Origin of the sequence: Variovorax nivicola (assembly GCF_051216475.1) — a bacterium.
GTDB lineage: Bacteria > Pseudomonadota > Gammaproteobacteria > Burkholderiales > Burkholderiaceae_C > Variovorax.
Genome location: NZ_JBPJZK010000003.1, coordinates 297753 through 319696 on the forward strand (window position 1 = coordinate 297753; position 21944 = coordinate 319696).

The 21944-nt window shown below is 65.4% G+C and carries 21 protein-coding genes; 7 read left to right on the plus strand and 14 right to left on the minus strand.

What is annotated here, in order from left to right:
• Together ACSFBF_RS14070 and ACSFBF_RS14075 are read right to left on the minus strand one after the other, a co-directional pair.
• The gene (locus tag ACSFBF_RS14070; RefSeq protein WP_435467906.1) at positions 1-1902 is read right to left on the minus strand and encodes a GspE/PulE family protein; all 1902 of its coding nucleotides are present in this window, start codon (positions 1900-1902) and stop codon (positions 1-3) included.
• Positions 1903-1964: 62 nt separating this feature from the next.
• On the minus strand, positions 1965-2330 hold the full coding sequence (locus ACSFBF_RS14075; protein WP_435467908.1) for a hypothetical protein: 366 nt from the start codon (positions 2328-2330) through the stop codon (positions 1965-1967).
• Between the two features lie 128 nt (positions 2331-2458).
• Between ACSFBF_RS14075 and ACSFBF_RS14080 the strand changes: the two genes are divergently transcribed.
• Positions 2459-2800 carry a hypothetical protein gene (locus ACSFBF_RS14080; RefSeq protein ID WP_435467910.1) on the plus strand — a complete coding sequence of 114 codons (342 nt, stop codon included), beginning with the start codon at positions 2459-2461 and terminating at the stop codon, positions 2798-2800.
• A 77-nt stretch (positions 2801-2877) separates the two neighbouring features.
• Positions 2878-3258 (plus strand): phosphopantetheine adenylyltransferase, encoded by a 381-nt coding sequence (locus ACSFBF_RS14085; protein WP_435467912.1) that lies wholly within the window; start codon positions 2878-2880, stop codon positions 3256-3258.
• A gap of 37 nt (positions 3259-3295) precedes the next feature.
• Here the strand turns inward: ACSFBF_RS14085 and ACSFBF_RS14090 are convergent, their stop codons facing one another.
• The 10 genes from ACSFBF_RS14090 to ACSFBF_RS14135 all read right to left on the minus strand — a co-directional run bounded on the left by ACSFBF_RS14090 (position 3296) and on the right by ACSFBF_RS14135 (position 14191).
• The gene (locus ACSFBF_RS14090) at positions 3296-3760 is read right to left on the minus strand and encodes a GNAT family N-acetyltransferase (protein ID WP_435468786.1); all 465 of its coding nucleotides are present in this window, start codon (positions 3758-3760) and stop codon (positions 3296-3298) included.
• A gap of 51 nt (positions 3761-3811) precedes the next feature.
• Complete coding sequence (locus ACSFBF_RS14095; protein WP_435467914.1) at positions 3812-4759, minus strand: CobW family GTP-binding protein; 948 nt, start codon at positions 4757-4759, stop codon at positions 3812-3814.
• 7 nt (positions 4760-4766) lie between these two features.
• A complete protein-coding gene (locus ACSFBF_RS14100) occupies positions 4767-6443 on the minus strand; it encodes an amidohydrolase (protein ID WP_435467916.1) in 1677 nt (558 codons plus the stop codon).
• Positions 6444-6448: 5 nt separating this feature from the next.
• Positions 6449-7486: an ABC transporter ATP-binding protein gene (locus ACSFBF_RS14105; protein WP_435467918.1), complete on the minus strand. Its 1038-nt coding sequence runs from the start codon at positions 7484-7486 to the stop codon at positions 6449-6451.
• Complete coding sequence (locus ACSFBF_RS14110; protein ID WP_435467920.1) at positions 7483-8529, minus strand: ABC transporter ATP-binding protein; 1047 nt, start codon at positions 8527-8529, stop codon at positions 7483-7485. Before ACSFBF_RS14110 ends, ACSFBF_RS14105 begins: the two co-directional genes overlap by 4 nt.
• On the minus strand, positions 8529-9446 hold the full coding sequence (locus ACSFBF_RS14115) for an ABC transporter permease (RefSeq protein WP_435467922.1): 918 nt from the start codon (positions 9444-9446) through the stop codon (positions 8529-8531). Before ACSFBF_RS14115 ends, ACSFBF_RS14110 begins: the two co-directional genes overlap by 1 nt.
• Positions 9443-10420: an ABC transporter permease gene (locus tag ACSFBF_RS14120; protein WP_435467924.1), complete on the minus strand. Its 978-nt coding sequence runs from the start codon at positions 10418-10420 to the stop codon at positions 9443-9445. Before ACSFBF_RS14120 ends, ACSFBF_RS14115 begins: the two co-directional genes overlap by 4 nt.
• Before the next feature lie 12 nt (positions 10421-10432).
• The gene (locus ACSFBF_RS14125) at positions 10433-12046 is read right to left on the minus strand and encodes an ABC transporter substrate-binding protein (protein ID WP_435467926.1); all 1614 of its coding nucleotides are present in this window, start codon (positions 12044-12046) and stop codon (positions 10433-10435) included.
• Positions 12047-12243: 197 nt separating this feature from the next.
• A complete protein-coding gene (locus ACSFBF_RS14130) occupies positions 12244-13734 on the minus strand; it encodes an NAD(P)/FAD-dependent oxidoreductase (protein ID WP_435467928.1) in 1491 nt (496 codons plus the stop codon).
• A 61-nt stretch (positions 13735-13795) separates the two neighbouring features.
• Positions 13796-14191, minus strand: a complete 396-nt coding sequence (locus ACSFBF_RS14135) for a nuclear transport factor 2 family protein (RefSeq protein WP_093058459.1) — start codon at positions 14189-14191, stop codon at positions 13796-13798.
• Between the two features lie 137 nt (positions 14192-14328).
• On the opposite strand from ACSFBF_RS14135, the gene pdxR reads away from it, so the two are divergent.
• The 4 genes from pdxR (at position 14329) to ACSFBF_RS14155 (ending at position 18992) form a co-directional block, all read left to right on the plus strand.
• Positions 14329-15867 (plus strand): MocR-like pyridoxine biosynthesis transcription factor PdxR, encoded by a 1539-nt coding sequence (gene pdxR, locus ACSFBF_RS14140; RefSeq protein WP_435467930.1) that lies wholly within the window; start codon positions 14329-14331, stop codon positions 15865-15867.
• Between the two features lie 165 nt (positions 15868-16032).
• A complete protein-coding gene (tauA, locus tag ACSFBF_RS14145; protein ID WP_435467932.1) occupies positions 16033-17046 on the plus strand; it encodes a taurine ABC transporter substrate-binding protein in 1014 nt (337 codons plus the stop codon).
• A gap of 277 nt (positions 17047-17323) precedes the next feature.
• On the plus strand, positions 17324-18112 hold the full coding sequence (locus tag ACSFBF_RS14150) for a taurine ABC transporter ATP-binding protein (protein ID WP_435467934.1): 789 nt from the start codon (positions 17324-17326) through the stop codon (positions 18110-18112).
• A complete protein-coding gene (locus tag ACSFBF_RS14155) occupies positions 18105-18992 on the plus strand; it encodes an ABC transporter permease subunit (protein WP_435467936.1) in 888 nt (295 codons plus the stop codon). The genes ACSFBF_RS14150 and ACSFBF_RS14155 overlap by 8 nt, the downstream gene beginning before the upstream one ends.
• Here ACSFBF_RS14155 and ACSFBF_RS14160 read toward each other — a convergent pair.
• Positions 18910-19929 (minus strand): LysR family transcriptional regulator, encoded by a 1020-nt coding sequence (locus tag ACSFBF_RS14160; protein ID WP_435467938.1) that lies wholly within the window; start codon positions 19927-19929, stop codon positions 18910-18912. The two genes, ACSFBF_RS14155 and ACSFBF_RS14160, sit on opposite strands and share 83 nt — an antisense overlap.
• Before the next feature lie 325 nt (positions 19930-20254).
• On the opposite strand from ACSFBF_RS14160, the gene ACSFBF_RS14165 reads away from it, so the two are divergent.
• Positions 20255-20569: a hypothetical protein gene (locus ACSFBF_RS14165; RefSeq protein WP_435467940.1), complete on the plus strand. Its 315-nt coding sequence runs from the start codon at positions 20255-20257 to the stop codon at positions 20567-20569.
• A gap of 199 nt (positions 20570-20768) precedes the next feature.
• Here ACSFBF_RS14165 and ACSFBF_RS14170 read toward each other — a convergent pair whose 3' ends face one another.
• Positions 20769-21485, minus strand: a complete 717-nt coding sequence (locus ACSFBF_RS14170; RefSeq protein WP_435467942.1) for a hypothetical protein — start codon at positions 21483-21485, stop codon at positions 20769-20771.
• Positions 21486-21944 lie beyond the last annotated feature (459 nt).

Genomic DNA, 21944 nt, shown 5'->3' on the forward strand with positions numbered 1-21944 from the left:
TCACACGTTGCTGGTGGCGCGCACTTCCTCGATGGTGGTGTGCCCGGCCAGCACCTTCTCGATGCCGTCCTGCCGCAGCGTGCGCATGCCTTCCTGCAGGGCCGCCTGCTGAAGCTCTTCCGCGCGCGAGCCGGTCTGCACCAGGCGACGCAGCGTCTTCGACATCGTCATCAGTTCGTGGATGCCCACGCGTCCCTTGAAGCCGGTGTCGCCGCAATGCTTGCAGCCAGTGCTGGTGTAGGTGTGCAGGTGCCCGTCGCGGCCGTAGCGCTGCACCCAGTCGTTGCGCACTGCCTGGCGCTGGGCCGCATCGTGCTGCTGCGCGCCGAAGGCGTGCATGTAGTCGTCCAGCAGTTCGTCGACGGTCTCGGGGCTTGCGGGCTTGCTGCTGGTGCATTGCCTGCACAGGCGGCGCACCAGTCGCTGCGCCAGCACGGCCAGCAGCGAGTCCGCGAAGTTGAAAGGGTCCATGCCCATGTCGAGCAGGCGCGTCACGGTTTCGGGCGCGCTGTTGGTGTGCAGGGTCGACAGCACGAGGTGGCCGGTCAGCGAGGCCTCGATGGCGGTCTTCGCGGTTTCCTCGTCGCGGATTTCGCCGACCATGATCACATCCGGGTCGGCGCGCACGAAGGCGCGCAGCGCCTTGGCAAAGGTCCAGTCGATGCGCGGATTGATCTGCACCTGCCGCAGCCCGGTCTGCGTGATTTCGACCGGGTCTTCCGCCGTCCAGATCTTGCGTTCGGGCGTGTTGATGTGCATCAGCGCCGAGTGCAGCGTCGTCGTCTTGCCTGAGCCCGTGGGGCCCACGCACAGCACCATGCCGTAGGGGCGCTCGACGGCCTTCGTCAGCTGCACAAGGTTGTTCGGCGACAGGCCCAGCGCGCTCATGGGAATGGGCTTGGCCGATGCCAGGATGCGCATCACCACGTCTTCGAGGCCGTTGTTGGTGGGAATGGTCGCCACGCGCAGTTCGATGCGGTGCTGCGGCGAGTACTTCGCGAAGTTGATCTTTCCGTCCTGCGGGTTGCGCTTTTCGCTGATGTCCAGGTCGCACATGATCTTCACGCGCGCGACGATGGCGTTGCGATAGCTCGGCGGCAGCTCCAGGTAGGTGTAGAGCAGGCCGTCGCGGCGAAAGCGGATGCGGGTCTTTTCCTGGCCGGGGTAGCTCTCGATGTGGATGTCCGACGCGCCCTCGCGATGCGCCTCGAGGATCATGCTGTTGATCATGCGCACAAGGGAGTTGTCCGACTGCTCGATAGGCGCGTCGGAAGTGGGTGCGGCGGGGCCTTCTTTCTCGAGCGTCTGCAGCAGCTCGCTGGTGCCGGCCATGTCGAAATCGAGAGGCCGGCTGGGATCGAGGTTGGACGAAAAAGCGTTGGGCGCGGCGGCCGTCGGCTCGCCGATCTTTTCATATGCCGTGTGCAGCACACCGTCGAGGTCGAGGCATTGCCCGACGACCGGCGTGACCTTGATCTGCGCGATGAACTCCACTTCGTCGAGGGCCGAATGCCGGCTGGTCGGGTCGTCGATCGCCACGACGAGCCGCCCCTCGTGCAGCATCAGCGGCATGACCTGCAGGCGCCGCGACACGGAATAGGGAAGCTTGCGCAGTGCGTCCGCAGCTGCCGGGAACACATGCAGGTTGACGAGGGGGTAGCCCATCTTGCGCACCAGCGCGGTCTGCAGCTGGCTCCGACTGACCACACCCATGCGCACCAGCGTCTCGCCCAGCGGCACGGTGGGCTCCAGCTGTTGCTGCGCGAGCCCCGCGCGAAGCTGCTCGTCGGTGATCATGCCCAGTGAAGTCAGCGCTTCGCCGATGCGTGCGATCGGCGTGCGGCTCTGGGCTTCGAGCGCGCTTTGCAACTGCTCGGGCATGACGACTTCGGTGGGGGGCATGGGGCGATCTCCTGTCTGGGTTTCGAACGTCGAATCGTAGAGCGTGATTCACACACTTTCCATTAATTCGACCCTTGAGTACGCAAGTTCTCTTTCTCCAGCCGGCGCAGTCGCACGGTCAGTTCCTTCACGAGCTGAAGCTCACCGCGCCGCTGCGCTACTTCCAGCCCTTTGGCAAACGCAGACTGCGCCTGTGCAGCATCGCCGAGGGTCAGCGCGATGAGTCCCTGCAAGCGATGGGCCGCGGTGAAATCGGGATCGAAGGCCAGCGCCTTCGCCACATGCATCAGCGCGGTCTGCTGATCGTCGCGCCGGTGGTATGCGAGCGCCAGGCTCATGCGCAACAGCGCGCCGTCGCGGCCGGCGGCCAGCATGCGCTCCAGTGCTTCGGGTGATGGGCCGGGAACAGGCGCGGTCGGAGTGTTCATGGATGCGTACCTCGGTGGCTCTTGGCTGTTGTCAAAGCATAGTCTTTGACATTTGCGGTTGCAGTCCGCGCCCGGAATCTCCTTTCGTCCTACGTGGGCCGCACACCATCTGCCTAAACATGGCCGCGATGCGTCAATTGATTCTTGCAACGACCCTGGGGCTGAGCGCGCTCGGCACCGCAGTGCGCGCCGAGCCCATCAAGGTGCCCGTCGACAGCGACGAGAAGGGCTCCATGTACGTCGCGCCCAACGTCAACCCGACCGAGACATCGGCCACCGTCAAGGGCGGCACGGTCGGCGTGCTGCGGCCCGATGGCAGCGGCACCTACATCGGCACCGACACCTCCATGCCGCGGCCTACTTACTCGCTGGGCGGAAGCACCGGCGGCAATCTGTCGCTCTCGGGCGGTGTGCAGTCGGACGGCAAGAACAACAACGGTGTGAAGGCCGGCGTCACCATCAAATATTGAGGGCATATCGAGCGTGCCGGCCGGCCATGACCTGGCAGGTCATGGCCGGCCGATGCGGTCCGACGTAGAAACGCGGCATGCGTTATCTCGTATCTGCCAGCCTCGTCATTGCGGGCCTCATTCACCTGTTGCCACTTGCTGGCGTCTTGAGCGCGGCCCGGCTGTCGGCCCTGTACGGCATCACCGTGACCGAGCCGAACCTGGAAATTCTGATGCGCCACCGCGCGGTGCTCTTCGGGCTGCTCGGCCTGTTCCTCTGTTACGCGGCATTCCGTCCGCCATACCAGGTCGTGGCGCTGGCGGCCGGCCTTTGCAGTGTCGTGTCGTTCCTGCTGCTGGCGTGGGCGGTGGGCGGGTACAACGCGCAGTTGTCGAAGGTCTTCGCGGTCGACGTGGCGGCACTGCTGGTGCTTGTCGTTGGAGCAGGCGCACTTTTGCGTAGCAGGTTGGCTGATTGAACCCGCGTGAGCCACGCAGCACCGCGTGTGATGGGCCTCAGACCAGCGTGCCGTAGACGATGAACCCGTCGTGCGTCGCGACCTTGTCGTAGAGCGTGCGGCCGGCCGTGTTGGTCACGTGCGTCTGCCAGTACACGCGATGCACACCCGCATCCTTCGCGCGCTCGTACACGCCCTGGATGAGCTGGCGGCCAACGCCACGCCCGCGTTCCGATGGCAGCGTGAACAGGTCCTGCAGATAGCAATTCGGCTCCAGGCGCGTGGTGCTGCGGTGAAAGAGGTAGTGGGTGAGCCCGACCAACTGGCCGTCGCGTTCGGCGACCAGCGCGTGCACCGGCTCGTAGGCATCGAAGAAGCGCTGCCAGGTGGCCTGCGTGATCTCGTCGGCGAGGGCGGTCGCGCCCTCGCGGCCGTAGAAGGCGTTGTAGCCGTCCCAGAGCGGCTTCCATGCCGCGTAGTCTTGCGGCGTCGGCGGGCGAATCAGGAGGGAGGAGGAGGTCATGGCGTCGATGGTCTGCACGTTGAAAGACATGCGATTGCAACATGACCGGACTCAGGGCGCGAAGAACTCCTTCAGCGCTTCTTCGGGCAACTGTCCATGCAGGCCGATGGCGACAACGCCAGGGCGCGTGTCATCGGCGGGTAGCGCGGCCTTGCGCAAGCTGCCATGGCGGCCGGCGAACTGCACTTCTGACCATTCACCGTCGCCAGTGCGCAGCAAGCCCTTGAGCCGCAGCACACCCGGCGGCACATCGCGCAGCCAGGCGCGCAGCGTGGCGGCATGAATCACGGCGCCAGGCTGCGCGCTCCACGTCTGAAACAACGATCCGTGGTCGGGGTTGCCATGGCCGTGGTGATCGTGACAGTCATGGCCGCAGACATGCGAGGCCGCATCCCCATGCGGCAACCCCGACAGCAGCGCCAGCGGCACCGCCGATTCAGTTGTCTCGATGCACGGCGTTCCCGGTGCTGTCGCACCGACCCACGCTCTTGCCGCAGCGAGCGCCTCGGCGGATGCAAGGTCGGCCTTGTTCACCACCACGAGGTCGGCCGACTTCAGCTGCCGCACCAGCGTGTCTGCCAGCAGCGGGTCGGCCGACTGCTGCGCCACCGCACTCGCGTCCACCAGCACGATCACGCCTTCGAGACTCAGCTCCGGCGCGGCCATGCCGATCTGCGCGATGCGCCAGGGGTCCGACACGCCGCTGGCCTCGATCACCACCGCGTCGAACGGCGTCTTTGCCTCGATCACGTCCACCAGCGCCCGCCCCAGGTCGTCGCCGATCTGGCAGCACACGCAGCCGTTGGTCAGCGCGGTGGTGTCGCCGTGCGTGGCGGCGATCAGTGCGGCGTCGATGTTGAGGGCGCCGAAGTCGTTCACCAGCACCGCCATGCGCAGGCCGTTCGCCTCGCGCAGCCAGCGGTTGAGCAGCGTGGTCTTGCCCGCGCCCAGGAAGCCGCCGATGACGGTGAGCGGCAGGCGCTTCTTCTTCGGCGTCATGTGGCCTTCAGCCTCTTTGCGCCTCGAACACGCGGCCCGACAGCACCGTGCCCCACACGCGCGCGTCTTTCAGCGCCATCGGGTCCATCTCCAGCGGATCGTCTTCCAGCACGCAGAAGTCGGCGCGCTTGCCGCATTCGATGCTGCCGATCTCGCCGTCGAGCTTCAGCGTCCACGCTGCGCCAAGCGTGATGGCGCGCAATGCCTGCGGCACGCTGATGCGCTCGGCCTCACCCAGCAGCCGGCCCTTGGGCGTGATGCGGTTCACGGCGCACCATGCGGTGAAGAGCGGCCCGAGCGGCGTGACGGGCGCATCGGAGTGAATGGCCAGCGGCACGCCAGCCGCCAGCGCGCTGCCGCAGGCGTCGAGCCGGTTCGCGCGGTCGGGGCCCATGGTCATTTCGTAGTGCTGGTCGCCCCAGTACCAGATGTGGTTGGCGAAGAGGTTGGCGCACAGGCCCAGTGATGCCATGCGGCGGAACAATGGCGCATCGATCATCTGGCCGTGCTGCAGCGTGTGGCGGTGGTCGGGGCGTGGGGCTCGCGCGAGCACGCGGCCGATGGCGTCGATGGCCACTTCGCTGGCCTCGTCGCCGTTGGTGTGCGTGTGGATGGTGAGCTCGGCTCGGTGGTAGGTCTCGAAGTCGGCCTCGTACTGCGCGGGCGCGGTCACCCAGATGCCATTGGGCGCGCCGTTGAAATGCCCCGGCCAGCGCAGCCGCGCCGAGAAGCCCTGGATGGAGCCGTCGAGCATCATCTTCACCAGGCCGTAGCGCAGGCGGTCGGTGTTGCGCGGCATCAGGCTCTTCACGTGTTCTGCGCCCTGCGCAGCGCCATGCGTGCCGTGGAAGGCCTGGAACGCGGGAAGGATGCGCACGCCGAAGCCGTCGTCCTGCGTCACCGCCTCCAGTACGCCGCAGTCTTCGGGCGTGAGCTTGTTGACGAGGTCGGTCGCGGTGGTCACGCCCTGCAGGCAGGCCAGCCGAGCGAAAGAGCGCACGCCGGCTTCGGTCATCGGCGCGAGCAGGCCGGCGTTGCCGATCTTGCGCAGCACAAGGAACATGGCGGCCGGTTCCTGCAGCTCGCCGGTGGGCTCGCCTTCGCTGGCGCCGTCCGCGAACTTGACCACGCCTTCGACCTCGTTGTCGCGCGTGATCTCGGCGATGTTCAACATCGCGCTGTTGACGTTCATCAGGTGGCCGTTGGCGTGGCCGATGACGATGGGGCGCGTGCTGCTCGCGCGGTCAACGTGCTGCACCGTCATGCGCTCGCCGCCGAAGTAGATGGGGTCGAACCCCCAGGCGATGAGCGGCTCGGTGTCGGGCACGCCGTCGGCCGTCATCTTCGCGGCCACTTCGGTCAGGCGAGCGACCACCTCGTCCATCGAGCGCAGGCCGCTCCACACTTTGCCTTCCGGGTCGCGGCGGTCGAACCAGCCGAGGTACGTCCAGTCCCACATGCTGCCTTCCTTCAGGTGGCAGTGGCCTTCGACGAGGCCGGGCATCAGCACCTTGCTGGCAAAGCGCTCGTCGAGCGTGAAGGGGCCCCAGCCCTGAATGTCCGCCAGCGCGCCGACGGCCAGCACGCGGCCGTCGCGCACCGCCACGTGGGTGGCGTGCGGCTGCATGGGGTTCATGGTGATGATCTTGCGGGCGGGGTAGACGGTTGTTGTTGCTTGGCTCATGGCGCTCATGGCGATATGGGAATCGAAAGAGGAGGGCGCGGCAAGCCGTCGACGACATCGACGCGCCTGCAGCGTACCCAATGATCGGGCGCGACTTCGCGCAGCGGCGGCAGCTCGGCCGCGCAGGCCGGCTCCGCCACGGGGCAGCGGCCGGCAAAGCGGCAGCCCTGAGGCGGGTTGATGGGGCTCGGCGGATCGCCGCTGAGCTTGATGCGGTTCGCTGCCCGCCGCCGCCCGCCGCTTACCGTGGGCACGGCCGACATCAGCGCCACGCTGTACGGATGCAGCGGTCGCGCGAAGAAACCGCGGCGCGGCGCACGCTCGACGATCTGGCCGAGGTACATCACCGCGATGTCGTCGCAGATGTGCTCCACCACCGCCATGTCGTGCGAGATGAAGAGATAGGTCAGGCCCAGCTCGCGCTGCAGACGGGCCAGCAGGTTCAGTATCTGCGCGCGAATGGCAATGTCGAGTGCCGAAACTGGCTCGTCGCACACCACCAGCTCCGGGTTGGTGGCCAGCGCCCGCGCGATGTTGATGCGCTGGCGCTGCCCGCCCGAGAACTGGTGCGGAAACAGGTGCTGCTGCTCGGGCCGAAGCCCCACCGCCTCGAACAGTTCTGCCACACGGCGCGTGCGTTCTTCCGGTGTTCCGACCCGCATCAGGTCAAGCGGCGCGCGAACCGCGGCGCCAGCCCGCTCGCGCGGATTGAGCGAGGAGAACGGGTCCTGAAAAATGATCTGCATGCGCGTGCGCGCCTGCCGCAATGCTTCGCCCTGCAGCGCGCCCAGGTCGGTGTCGCCGAGCCGCATGCGGCCCGAGGTAACGGGCGACAGCCGCATCACCGCCAGCGCGGTCGTGGTCTTGCCCGAGCCCGATTCGCCGACAACCGCGAGCGTGCTGCCGCGCCGCACCTCGAAGGAGACGCCGTCCACCGCCTTCACCACCTCGGGCGTGCGGCCCCAGCCGGTCTTGCCGCGTGGAAAGTGCACCTTCAGGTCGTCGACCGAAAGCAGCGTGTCGGTCTTGCCGATGAATGTCATGCGGCCTCTCTTTCGCGTTGGTCGAGTGCTTCGGCATGCAGCCAGCAGGCGGCGCCGTGCGGCACGCCTGCGGCCACATTGCCATGCAGCGCGAACATCGGCGGCACTTCGGCGGCGCAGCGCGCCATCGCGCGCGGGCAGCGTTCGCGAAAGGCGCAGCCGGTGCCCAGCTCCCAGATCGAAGGCACCACGCCCGCGATTTCGGCCAGGTCTTCACGCGCATCGTCGTCGTACGCCGCGCTGCTGCCGAGCTCGGGCAGGCAATCGATCAGCCCACGCGTGTAGGGGTGGCCGGGCTCCGACAGCACCTGCTCGGTCGTGCCCTGTTCGATGACGCGGCCCGCGTACATCACCATCACGCGGTCGGCCATCTCGGCGACTGCACCCATGTCGTGCGTGATGAGCATGATGGCCGTGCCCTTCTCGCGTTGCAGCTCGCGCAGCAGGTCGAAGATTTGCGCCTGCACCGTCACGTCGAGCGCGGTGGTGGGTTCGTCGGCAATGAGGATGTCGGGGCGGCAGGCCAGCGCCATCGCGATCATCACGCGCTGGCGCATGCCGCCCGAGAGCTGGTGCGGATATTCGTCCACGCGCCGTTCGGGTGCCGGAATACCCACCTGCTGCAGCATCTCGATGGCGCGCTGCCTCGCTGCGCGTGCGTTCATGCCCGCATGCAGCTGCAGCGATTCGCCGATCTGGTCGCCCACGGTGAACACCGGGTTCAGCGATGTCATCGGCTCCTGGAAGATCATCGAGATGCGGTTGCCGCGCACCTCGCGCATGCGTGCATCGGTGGCCTGCACCAGGTCTTCGCCCTGGAACAGCACCCGGCCGTCGCGGATGCGGCCCGGCGGCGAGGGTATGAGCCGCAGCAGCGCCAGCGCGGTCATGCTCTTGCCGCAGCCCGATTCGCCGACCACGCACAGCGTTTCGCCGGCGCGGATCTCGAAGTCGACCCCGTTGAGCACCAGCGCCTGGCCTCGCCTTGTCTTGAACTCGACGTGCAGGTCTTGCACGCGCAGCAGTGCGTCGTCGTTCGTCATCAGCGCTCCCTCAGCTTGGGGTTGAGGGCGTCGTTCAGGCCGTCGCCGATCAGGCTCACGGCAAGCACGGTGATGAAGATCGCAACACCGGGAAAGGCCACGGCCCACCAGCACGAGAGCACGTACTGCCGGCTGGAGCCGATCATCAGCCCCCAGCTCATCTGGTTCGGGTCGCCCAGTCCGAGAAAGGACAGACCCGCCTCGAACAGAATCGCCGCGCCGATGGCCAGCGTGGCCGACACCACCAGCGGCGGCAGTGCGTTGGGAAGAATCACCTTCCAGATGATGCGTGCGTCGCGTGCGCCAATGGCGCGCTCTGCCCGCACGAACTCAAGCCCGCGAAATTTCATGAACTCGGCGCGCGTGAGCCGCGCGGTGCCGGTCCAGCTCACGATGCCGATGGCCAGCGTCACCGTTACCAGCGTGGGTGAGAACAGCGTTACCACCACCATCGCGAACAGCAGCGCGGGCAGCACCTGGAAGAACTCGGTCAGCTTCATCAGCGCGGCATCGATCTTGCCGCCGTAGTAGCCCGCGAAGGCGCCGAGCGTGATGCCGATCAGCACCGACAGCAGCGCGGCTACCGCGCCCACCAGCAGCGTGGCGCGCCCGCCGTAGATCAGCGCGGTGAGCACATCGCGGCCCAGGTAGTCGCTGCCGAGCCAGGCGTCTTCGCTGAAAGGCGGCGTGAGCGGTGCGGCCTTGATCTCGAACGGGTCGGCCGGATGGACCCATGGCCCGGCAATGGCCACCAGCAGCACGATCAGCAACATCGCCATGCCGGCGATGGCAGCCGGGTTGCGCAAAAACATGCGCATCGCCTCCACGCCCGGGTGCTCGACGCGCACGGCGGGCTTTGGCTGGGCCTTGGAAGATGCGGCAGCAGCAACGGTAGGCATCGTGATCACCTTGCTCATGAGGCCTTGATCCGTGGATCGATGAAGCGGTAGCACAGGTCGGTGAGCTGGTTCATCACCACCACCACGATGGAAGAGAACAGCAGCACGCCAAGAATGGTCGGGTAGTCGCGCCGCAGCACCGACTCGAAGGCCAGCCGGCCGAGGCCCGGCCAGTTGAACACTGTCTCCACCAGAATGGCGCCGGCCAGCACGTTGCCGAACTGCAGCCCCAGCACCGTGACCACCGGCAGCAGCGCGTTGCGCAGCGCATGCTTGTAGAGCACCACGCGGTCGGCCAGCCCTTTTGCGCGTGCGGTGCGGATGAAGTCGGAGCCCAGCACGTCGAGCATCGACGAGCGCGCAAGTCGGCTGTACTGCGCCAGGTACACCAGGCTCAGCGTGAGCGTGGGCAGCACCAGATGCTGTGCCACGTCGAGCATGTCTGCAAGGCCGCCAGTGCCCGTCGAGTCGATGGAGCGCATGCCCGCGACAGGAAGAATCGGAAACACCGATGCCAGCAAGATCACCAGCATGATCCCAAGCCAGAACACCGGCGCCGCGAAGCCCACCAGCGACAGCACGGTGATGAACTGCGAGAGCAGCCCGTTCGGCCTGCGCGAAGACAGCACGCCCAGGGCAGTGCCCACGAAGAAGGCCAGCAGCACCGAGCTGAGCACCAGCAGCAGCGTGGCCGGAACGCGCTCGGCGATCATGCTCGTCACCGGCAGGTTGAAGAAGTACGAGTAGCCCAGGTCGCCCTGCGCCACCTTGCCCAGGTACACACCCAGCTGCACCGGCAGCGACTTGTCGAGCCCGTACTGCGTGCGCAGTTGCGCCATCAGTTCGGGCGACATGCCGCCGCTGGCGCCGGCAATGGTTTCCACCGGGTCGCCCGGCGCGGCGTGCACCAGCACGAAATTGAGCACCACCACCGCGAGCACCAGGCCCAGGGCCTGGAGCAGTCGCGAGGCGGTGTAGCGAAGCGTGCCCATGTTTTGCCCGCCTTACTTGAGGTACACCTCGTCGAGCGGCGACAGCGGACCCCAGATGGTGGTCGGCACATTGCCCACCTTCTTGCTGGTGATGGTGTGATACGGCACCTGGTTGATGAACTCGATGGGCAGTTCGTCGGTCACGATCTTCTGGAAGGTCGCGTAGTAGGCCTTGCGCTGCGTTGGGTCGATCAGGCCGCCGGCGGTGTTGAGCAGTTCGTCGACCTTCGGGTTGGCGTACGACTGCGTGTTGGTCCACACAATGGGCTTGATGTTGGTCGACAGGTAGGTGCGGTGCACGCCGATGATCGGGTCGCCCCAGTTGAACACCGCGTCCATCGACATGTCGAAGTCGTGCGAGGCCAGGCGCTTGGCCCAGGCCGGGAAGTCGGCCGAGGCGCGCACTTCCACCGTGATGCCCACTTTCTTGAGCTGGCCGCGGATGTACTCGGCCACGTTCTTCTGCTGGTCGTCGCCGCCGGGCAGGTAGTCGATGGTGAGCTTGAAGCGCTCGCCGCCCGCGCCTGCCTTGTAGCCCGCGGCGTCGAGCATTTCGCCGGCCTTCTTCAGGTCGAGCGGGTAGCGCACGAGGTCGGGCACGGCAAAGGGGCTGCTGGCCACCAGCGGGCCGTCGGACACGGTGGCAAAGCCGCCCATCAGCGCCTTGGTGATGAAGTTCTTGTCGATGGACGTGGCGATGGCCTTGCGCACCTGCACGTCCGACAGCGGCTTCTTCGCGGTGTTGAAGGCCAGCCAGTTGAGCGGGCCGATGCCGTCATAGCCCTTGGGCGTGAGCGACACCCTGGGGTCGTTCGCGAAGCGCTTCAGGTCGGTGGGCAGCGTGGCGAAGGGCAGCATCTGGATGTCGCCGCGCTCCAGCCCGAGCACCAGGCTCGCCATGTCGGGCGTGACGTTGACGATGATTTTGTCGAGGTAGGGCTTGCCAGGCAGGAAGAACTTGTCGAAGCGCTCCAGCACGATGCGTTGCGCGGGCTTGAACTCGGTCACGCGGAAGGGGCCCGAGCCGACTACGTCAGTAGTGTTGCGCGGGTGGTTCTTCAGGTCTTGCCCGTCGCCGTAGATGTGCTTGGGAAGAATGGGGCACAGCGCGGGCGACATTGCCAGCACGATGGCCGGGTGCGGCACGCTCATGCGGATGATGGCCGTGTACGCATCGGGCGTTTCCACCTTCTCGACCGGGCCGAGCATGGTGGTGAACGGGTGGTTGGCCTTGATGGCCATGATGGAGAAGGCCACGTCGGCCGAGGTGACGGGTTTGCCGTCGTGGAACACAGCATCTTTGCGCAGCTTGAGCGTGAGCGACTTGCCGTCGTCGGCCAGCTTCCACGACTCTGCAAGGTAGGGCTGCGGGTTCCACTTGTCGTCAAAGCGCAGCGGGCTCGCAAAGATCTGCGTCGAGGGCAGGGCGGTGGCAATGCCCGACTGCACCGCGCCGTTCAGGTGCCGCGGCGTCTGCGTGCTGCCGATGACCAGCGTGCCGCCGCGCTTGGGCTCGTCGGCCGCGGAGGCGGGCAGCGGGAGCAGGGTGCTCGCGGCCAGGAGCGCGGCAGACAACAGCGTGGTGCGGCGCGTGAAAAGGGAAAGCGGAGAAAGCGGGGGTTGCATGACAAGACCTCGGAGAGTTCGACACAGGCAATCGGATTCGGCCGACGCCAATGCGAAGACCTTGTGTCGAAGATAGGCGCTTGGTACTCACCGGCGAAGAGCCAACGCGGCACGACTCACAGGGCCAGAAGGGGCGGGTTTGCCCCGTTGTGCGGCAGGGCGTGCGCCACTTCGGTGAATGCGCGCAGGCGGTGCGCCTACTTCTCGTCGCGCAGCCAGTACCACTTGTAGAGCATGCGCTGCCCGATGCGCCGGAACGGCGCGAACGCACGTGACTCGACCACCCCCAGCACGTTGGGAAAGGGCAGCGGCGAGCGGTAGATGGGCAGCTCGAACACGTCCTTGCCCGAATCCTTGCCGGCCACGCGCTCTGCCAGCCGCTTGCCCGCCCAGGTCGAGAACGACACGCCGTTGCCGCCGTAGCCCACCGCGTACCAGATCTTCTTGCCGGCGTCGGGCTGCGTGATGCGCGGCATCATGTCGTGGCTCATGTCGACCCAGCCCCACCACGAGTAGTCGATGCGGATGCCCGCCAGCGGCGGGAACTTGCGCGCGATGGCGTCGGTGAGCAGCTTCAGGTGCACCGGGCCTTCGGCGTCGGCGCCGCTCACCGCGCTGCGGCTGCCTATCTGCAGCCGGTTGCCCTTGAGCAGCCGGTAGTAGAAGCGCAGCGTGCGCGTGTCGGTCAGGAAAGTCTGCGACTTGAAGTTGGTGGCCTGCAGCTCGGCATCGGTGAGCGGACGCGTGACCACCGAGTTCGACAGGATCGGCATGATCCGGTTCTTCAGCAGCGGGTTGAGCGCCTGCCCCGTGTAGCCGCCAGTGCACACCGCCACGCGGCGCGCGCGCACCACACCGGCCGGCGTCTGCAGGTGGTGCACACCGTCAATGGTCTGCCAGCCCTGCACGGGGCTGGAGGTGTGCACCGTCACGCCCAGCGCGCGGGCGCGCCGCATCAGGCCGAAGGTGAACTTCAGCGGATGGATGCCCACGCCTTCGGCCTCGTACATTGCGCCGACGGTCTCGCGCTCGTCGCAGTAGTCGTGGCGCACTTCCTCGGCGCTCATCATGCGGGTGGCGTAGCCGAACTTCTCGCGCATGAGCCGCGCCTCGGCGTCGAGGCCGACGAGCTTTTCTGGCCGGTGCGCGAGGTAGAGGTGGCCGCCGTCGTAGGCGTCGCAGTCGATCTGCGTGGTGAGGTGGCGAAAGTTCTCGAAGCCGCTGCGGATCTCGGCGTCGAGGCGCTTGGCGGTGTCGAGACCCCAGCGTTCGATCCACTGCGAGCGCTTGAGCCGGCCGCTCGCGTTCTGGCCCTGGCCGCCGCTGCGGCTGGAGCAGCCCCATGCGGCCTGGTTGGCTTCGAGCACGGTGGCGCGAATGCCGTGCTCCTGCGCGAGGTAGAGCGCGGTCGACATGCCGGTGGCGCCCGAGCCGATGATGGCCACGTCGACATCGATGTCGCGCACCAGCGGGCCGTCGTCTTCCGGCGGCTCACCCGCGCTGGCCACCCACCAGGTGGGCGCGTAGGCGCGGCCGGCGCCGGGGTCGGGGGCGCGCAGCGGGTCGTACTGCGGGTCGTAGGGGCGAAAGGGGGCCTGCGGCGGTTGTTGCTCGAACGCGGCGGCGTCGATGGCCGCGCTGGCGGTGGCCGTGGCGGAGGCGAACTGCACGGTGCCTGTCATGGTCATGAAGGGCTCCAGGAGAAGGGGAAGAAGAGGGCCGGAAAGAAGTGGGCCGAGGCGTGCTTGCCTACTTCGCGGCGGGCAGGTTCGGGCGTGCCTTGCGGAACACGTTCTTCAGGTGGATCTTTCCGCCCTTGAAGGTGAAGACGTCGATGCCGTCGGTCTCGATGCGGCTGCCGTCGGCGGCGGTGCCGGTGAAGGTCCACTGCGAGGTGCCGAAGTCGCCATGCACGAAGTGCTGGCCGTTGATCCATTGCGCGTCGGGCACGGCCTGCCATGCTGCGGCAAAGGCCTTGCGCACCGCCTCGGTGCCAACGTGGCGGGTGCCGCAGGCGTCGGGGCCGGCGGCGGTCTGGAAGATGCAGTCGGCCGTCATGAAGCTCATGAGGGCGTCGATGTCGTGGCGGTTCCAGGCGTCGCTGAAGGCGGCAAGGGTGTCGGTGGTCACTGAAGTGGAAGGCATTGCGGTCACGCGGGAACTCCGGAAATTGATGCGGCAAGAGTAGGCAGCCGCTTGCCGGCGCGATAGGGCCAGTTGGGAGGATTCGACCGAGCCAGAGCACCACAGACCGCAATGCCTGCCCTAAACTGCGGCGCACCATGCCCCCGAACCCGCGAGCCACCCAGTGGGCGCAGCTCTTCGCGCTGCCCGATCAACCGGCGCTGCCGCTGCAGGCTCGTTTGCGCGCCGCCGTGGTGCAGGCCATTCTTGAAGAGCACTTGGCGCCCGGCGCGCCGCTGCCTTCGTCGCGTGAGCTTGCTGCGTTGTTGGGGCTGAGCCGCAACACCGTTACCTCGGCCTACCTGCAACTGATCGACGAAGGCTTTCTGGAAGCGCGTCCGCGCAGCGGGGTGTTCGTGGCGCACGATGCCCGCCCGCTGTCAGCCGTGCATGCGGAGCCGCTGGTCGGGCGCAGCGGGCAGGCGAGCCAGCCGCCCGACTGGTCGGGTCGCGTGCTGCGCTCGTTGGTCGACAAGCCCACGCTGTCGAAGCCCGACCGGTGGCGTGACTATCCGTACCCTTTTGTCTACGGTAACTACGACCCGCAGTTGTTTCCCACAGAAGACTTCCGCGAATGCTGCGCGCGCAGCCTTGCACGCTCGCAGCTGCCGCACTGGACGCCCGATTTCGAAACCGACGACGTGCCCGACCTGATCGAGCAGATCCGCACGCGGCTGTTGCCCAAGCGCGGCGTGTTTGCGCTGAAGGAAGAGATCCTCGTGACCATGGGCGCGCAGCATGCCTACTACCTGCTGGCCGAGGCGCTGTTCGACGAACAGACGCGCGTGGGGCTGGAAGAGCCGGGGCATCCGCATGCGCGCAACAGCTTCTCGCTGCGGCAGCCGAAGTGGGTGGAGGTGGATGTCGATGAAGACGGACTGGTGGTCGATGCGCTGCCGGCGGCAGACTACCTGTTCGTTACGCCCTCACATCAAAGCCCCACGACCGCGACGCTGAGTCTCGAACGCCGGCAATGGTTGCTGCGCAAGGCCGAGCTGCAGGACTTCGTGATCATCGAAGACGACTACGAGGCGGAGAACCTGTACGAAGGCACGCCCATGCCCGCGCTCAAGAGCCTGGACAAGACGGGGCGGGTGATCTACGTGGGGTCGGTATCCAAGAGCCTGTCGCCCGCCTTGCGGCTGGGTTTCATTGTGGCGCCGCGTGCGTTGATAAAGGAGCTGCGCGTGATCAGGCATGCGATGGTGCGGCACCCGAGCGCATTCCTGCAGCATGCGTATGCGCTGTTTCTTTCGTTGGGGCACCACGAGTCGCATGCGCGGCGGGTGAACCACGCGATGCAGGAGCGGCTGGCAATTGCGGCGCAGGCGCTGCGCGACCATCTGCCTGATTTCGAATTCAGGCTGCCTTCAGGCGGGGCTTCGATCTGGGTGCAGGCGCCGACGTGGGTGGATGCCACGGAGCTGTCGCTGATGGCGCGCAGCCACGGGGTGTTGATCGAGGCAGGCGATGTGTTCTTTGCGCGGCCTCCTTACCCGTGTCCCTTCTTCCGGCTGCGCCTGTCGTCCATTGCGGCTTCGCAGATTCCAGCGGGCATACGGGCCTTGGGGATGGCCGTGGAAGAACTGGCCCTGGCGCGCGGCGAGAGGCGCCCGGCGGGTGGCCGGACCCACTGACTGACTGAGGAGCCGGGGGAGGCAACGCCCCGTCTGAGTGCTATGTGCACCAGAACAAGGGTATTCACCCATCGGCTGGCTCCATGCCCGCCCCGGTGCTGGTACTTCCTGGCTGGATGCGATGCGTGCAAAGTCGCTGCGAGATTCACCTACTGGAGAAACCCGATGACCATGTCCCGCCGTCTCCCCCTGCAACTCGCCGTGCTGGCCACCATGCTGGCAGCCTTGTGCGGAACCGCCTCCGCACAGCAAGCCAAGGAACTCACCTTCGCCCACCAGGACATGCTGGTTCCGCTGCGCCTCGTCATGGAGTCCGGCGAGGTCGAGAAGGCCACGGGCTACAAGATCAACTGGCGCATGTTCGCGGGCGGCGGTGACGTGATTCGTGCGATGGCTTCAGGCGACGTGCAGATGGGTGAAACCGGCTCCAGCCCGCTGACGGCCGCGGCCAGCCAGGGGCAAGATATCAAGCTGTTCTGGATCTCCGCCGACATCGCGAATGCAGAAGCGCTCATCGCACGCAACGCGTCGGGCATCAACAGCATGAAGGACCTGGCCGGCAAGAAAGTGGCCACGCCCTTCGTGTCGACCGCGCACTACCAGCTCATGGCCGGCATGAAGATGGACGGCGTCGACCCCAAGAGCGTGAACGTGATGAACATGCGCCCGCCAGAAATCGCGGCTGCATGGGAGCGCGGCGACATCGACGCCACCTTCATCTGGGACCCGGTGCTCTCGAAGATCAAGGCCAGTGGCAAGACCATCGCCACCTCGGGCAGCATCGGCAAGCGCGGCGCACCCACCTTCGAGGGCATCGTCGTCAACGCGAAATGGGCAGCCGCCAACGAGCCCTTCATGATCGCCTTCGTGAAGGCGCTCAACCGTGCGAACGAGGAATACAAGGCAACGGGCAAGAGCTGGACACCCGACTCGCCGCAGACCAAGGCCATGGCCAAGTGGACCAAGGCCGACCCGAAGGACGTTGGTGCGGCCATGGCGCTGTACACCTTCCCGACGATGGCCGAGCAGGTTTCGCCTACGTGGCTTGGTGGTGGTGCGGCCAAGGCGATGGCGAACACGGCGGCTTTCTTGAAGGAGCAGGGGCGGGTGCAGGAGGTGAAGCCTGACTACGGCGCTTTCGTCACTACTACCTACGTTGAGAAGGCGATGGGCAAGTAAAGGGGTGCGCTCACGCCGACGGCGTGCTCTGCTCCGCGAATGTCCCCCGGCCTTCGGCCTCCTCCTTTATTTCGCTGCGCAGAGCACACCATCGACGTGATCGTTCAGAGCACTGGTTGATCGGCCAGCACAACGGCAGCGCCCATGTGCGAATGGCACCGGGTGCTCCCCGCAGCGAAATAAAGGAGGAGCCGAAGGCGGGGGACATTCGCGGAGGGGAGTACCCGGTGTCATTCGCACGTACCCCGAACAAACGAACGGAAAACGGAGATCTGAAATGCCCACGCTAGACATCCGAGACCTGACGGTCAACTACGCCGTCAAAGGCGGCACGCTTCAGGCCCTGGCCCCCGTCAACTTGACGATGCGCGACGGCGACTTCGTAGTCGCGCTAGGCGCCTCAGGCTGCGGCAAGACCACGCTGCTCAACACCATCGCGGGCTTCCTGCCGCCATCCACCGGCGATATCCTGCTAGACGGTAAACCGGTAGTCGGCCCCGGTGCTGACCGCGGCGTGGTGTTCCAGAAGCATGCGCTGATGCCCTGGCTCAACGTGCGCGACAACGTAGCACTGGGCCTGCGGTTGGCTGGTGTGGGCAAGGCCGAACGCGACCGCATCGCCGAAGAAAAACTGGGCCTCGTAGGCCTGCAGAAATACGTCGACCGCGCCGTGTACGAACTCTCCGGCGGCATGCAGCAGCGTGTGGGTATTGCGCGCGCACTCGCCAGCGACCCGGCCGTGCTGTTGATGGACGAGCCCATGGGTGCGCTCGACGCTTTCACGCGCGAACAGGTGCAAGAGATTCTTCTCCAAGCCTGGTCCAAGTCGAACAAGATGGTGTTCTTCATCACCCACTCGGTGGAAGAGGCGCTGTTCCTCGCCACCCGACTCATCGTGATGAGCCCGAGCCCCGGGCGCATATCGCACGTGTATGACGACGTGCCTTTCTCTCGCCAGTACCTGTCGCACGGCGATTCGCGCAAGGTGAAGTCGGAGCCTGAATTCATCCGCATGCGTGAAGAAGTGCTGTCGATCATTCATCATCGCGAGGTTGCCCATGCCTGAGGTGTCGATTGCCGCATCCCCCGTCACCATGACGCCACTGCCTTCCAAACCCGCCGCATCGCCTGCACCCGCAGCAGGCGCCAAGCTCAAGACCAGCGCCTTCAAAGTGCCGGGCGAAGGCTCGAGCGTGACCATCAGCATCGTCACCGTCGTGGCGCTGGTGGCGCTGTGGTTCATCGTCACCAACATGGGCTGGGTCAAGCCGCTCTTCCTGCCCACGCCGCAGGCGGTGTTCCAGCAGTTCTACGAATACCTCACCGGCCAGGCCAACGACAAGCCGCTGTGGCAACACTTCCTGGCGAGCATGTTCCGGGTGTTCTCGGCCTTCTTCCTGGCCTGTGCCACGGCCATTCCCGTGGGCATCGCGATGGGCATGAGCCGCTTCTGGCGCGGCATCTTCGATCCGCCGCTGGAGTTCTACCGGCCGCTGCCGCCGCTGGCGTACCTGCCGCTCATCATCATCTGGTTTGGCATCGACGAGTTGCCGAAGGTGCTGCTGATTTTTTTGAGCTGCTTCGCGCCGCTGGCGCTGGCCGCGCGCTCGGGCATGCGCAGTGCTTCACAAGAGCAGATCAATGCGGCGTACTCGATGGGCGCGAGCTACATGCAGGTGATCCGCCACGTGATATTGCCCTCGGCGCTGCCCGACATCCTGGTGGGCATGCGCATCGCCATCGGCTTCGGCTGGACCACGCTGGTGGCCGCCGAGATGGTGGCGGCCAATATGGGACTGGGTCAGATGGTGCTGAACGCGTCGAACTTTCTGCGCACCGACATCGTCATCATGGGCATCATCGTCATTGGGGTAGTGGCTTATCTGTTCGACCTGCTGATGCGGTGGCTCGAGCGACGCCTTGTGCCCTGGAAAGGGCGCATGTAGTACCCGGCGCCGCCATGCGCACGGGCGGCTGTGGCGGCAGTGCCGGGCCCTCGGCCAGCGCGCCCATCGACTGCTCCAGAAAGTCGAGCATCGCGCGCATCGCGGCGCTGTTGTGGCGGCGCTGCGAGTACGCGGCATACAGCCAGTGGTCGCGCGGCATGTGCTCGCGCAGCACTGGCACCAGCGCTCCGCGTTCCAGGTGCGACTGCGCGAGCGGCTCCGGCACATAGACCACGCCCACGCCGCGCAGCGCCAGCTCGATCAGCGCCACGGCGTCGTTGGCTTCCAGCCGGCTGTGCACGGGCACGTCGTACGGCTTGCCGTCAGTCTCGAAGGGCAGGTGGGTGGTCGGTTTCGCCGAATAGCTCAGCACCTCGTGCCGGTTCAGGTCTTCGGGCGTCTGCGGCATGCCGCGCTGGGCCCAGTAGGCCGGTGTGGCGCAGACCACCATGTCGAACTGCACCAGCCGGCGCACGATCAGGTTCATGTCGTCGATGCGCCCGCCCGTCAAGTGAATGTCGATGCCTTCCTCGATCAGGTCGAGGTCGTCGTTGGTGAACACCAGGCTCACGTACACGTCGGGGTAGAGCTTGATGAAGCCGGCAATCACATCCGAGAGCCAGCCGGCGATCAGCCCGTGCGGTGCGCTCATGCGCAACCGCCCGCGCGGATGTGAGCCGTGGGCCTGCAGGTCGTTCAGGGTGTTCTCGGCCATCGTCACCAGTTGCGTGCTGCGGTCGAGCAGCACCTGGCCGGCATCGGTGAGGCTAAGGGAGCGGGTGGAGCGGTTCAGCAGGCGCACGCCGCTGCGGGTTTCGAGCTCTGCCACGTAGCGACTCACCGTGGCTTTCGACATGCCCAGCGAGATCGCTGCGCGGGAGAAGCTGCGCCGGAACGCGACTTCACGGAATGTTTTGATGAGATCGAGGCCGTCCATGGTGGGGCATTGTTCCAGCATCGGGGATGAGGCCGTGGGGTGTAGGGGCATACCGTGGCCCGTGGCTATACTGCGCCGGTCACGTCAAAAAGAGGCGTGATCGGGATTGGCCTCCCGCTGAAATCACTGCGACGAAAGCCGCAGCCACCCCGCAGGGTCTGCGGCTTCGTCGTTCGTGCCTCCAGTTTTGGCGGCTCGATGGGCGGGCGCGAGCCCGGCCGGTTTCACGCAAGTGGTTTCCCGGTAGGCCAACCCGTCGAGCCGCCGCCTCCGATTGGCCTCGGGTGCGTCGGTTTCAGCAAACCGAAACCCTTGGAGGCCATTCATGGCTGTATCTGCTCGCGCGTCTGCGCACGTCTCTTCGTTTCCCGAATCTTCTGAAACCGCCAGCGTTGAATCGCTTGTGCTGCAGGCTTGTGATGACGTCGACAGCCTGCACGCTGTGCATCGTGCATATGCATGTCTGGAGAAGCTCATCGTTCCACAGGGCATGAACGATACGGAGGAGGTCTATCCGACGCGCATCGAGCTCAGTGCCTTGATGCAGTTGATCAACGAGGAATTACAGCGGCGTATCGAAGCGGCCGAGGTCTCGATTCAGTCGTGGCGGGTTGCAGCGGGCGAGGGCGGTGCGCAATGAAATGCCTGCGCTGAATCATTGGTCGTGTTAGGGCGCAGGTGTCTGCTTTGGGGCCCAGAGCCGCCGGTGAGCAAGGTGCGAAGCAGACGCTCGATGCCCAAGTTAAGCGACGTCAGAGCCGTAGGCGAAGGGCACCATCAGGCCGGAAAATGGTGAAGCCATAACCCTTGTTGACACCGCCTAACCGATCAGTTAGATCTCATATGGCGTCGATCATTTCAGCAATCGCGTCTTTTCCGGTGTAGCCCGTAACGAAGCTCCAGCCGGCGAACGCTGACCACATGAACTGTGAGAGTGGCTTCAATTGATCTTCGTGATCAGACCAGTAACGGCTGCGTTGTAGCACCTGGGTGAAATTGCGCATGAAGCTGAACACCTTCGCATCGGAAACTTCGATCGCAGTAAGTGCGTAGTCGAGTTCATTGCGAAACATGTCGAGTTCGCGCACGAGAGAAGCGACGTACTGCTCGTTTAGTCCGTTTAGGACGGCATGCCAGCGATCTTGATCGCGTGAAACCTTGGTCTTGAAGAACTCCTTAAACTTCTCCAATTCCATGAGTTCGTCAATGAGATCCGAGGCGGCGGGCTCGCGGCATGCCCATAAAAAGTGAGTTATACACTGGCGTTTAAGGTCGTCATAGCGGCGAAGCAAATGGGCCTTAACTCGCCTCTTCTTCTGCCACGCTGGGAGCCTGACTACTAAGACGTAAACAAATAGGCTGACGACAATACCTACAGCGATATCGAAGACGACTTGGTTGCCCGTTGAGAAGGGCTTGAAGAGTTGCTCAAACGAAGTTCCCTTGACGAACTCCGGCCGTGGGTCTGTGCTTGACTTGAGCATAAGTAACAAACTGACCACGCCGAGTAGCCAGAGCGCCAAGTCGAGTACGTTTCGATAAAGGAATGATCGCATCGGTGCAGTTTTGTGAGGCCTAACATTTGGCATGAGATGCGACTGAAAGCACGAAGCGTGCGCCAGCCAACAACCATATGGCATAGCGTGTTGGCTATGTCTTGAGCACCTTGCATCGCAATGATGGCAGCTTAGTGGTGAATGGATGAATGTCCGCGGTTGGCCGGAAGTGGCTGACCTATGCTACTTCGGAGCCACTGCTCACAAGAGACTCCAAGAGGAAGAGCGCCTCTTCGAAGTTGAGAGCCCTCGAGCGATGCGCGGTGCTTCGCGCGCTCCGGCCAGTAGAACTGTGCGTAAGCCTTGCACAGCTTTCCGTATGGTGGATCATGTTGCTGTCCACTGCGAACTCACGCCTGAAGTATTCGGTCGAGATATCCTCAGAATCGAGGGCGAAGTCTGCCGGTGAGGCTCCTTTTATCAGCCAGGTCGATACGCTACTAGGGCAGCCAGCTTGAA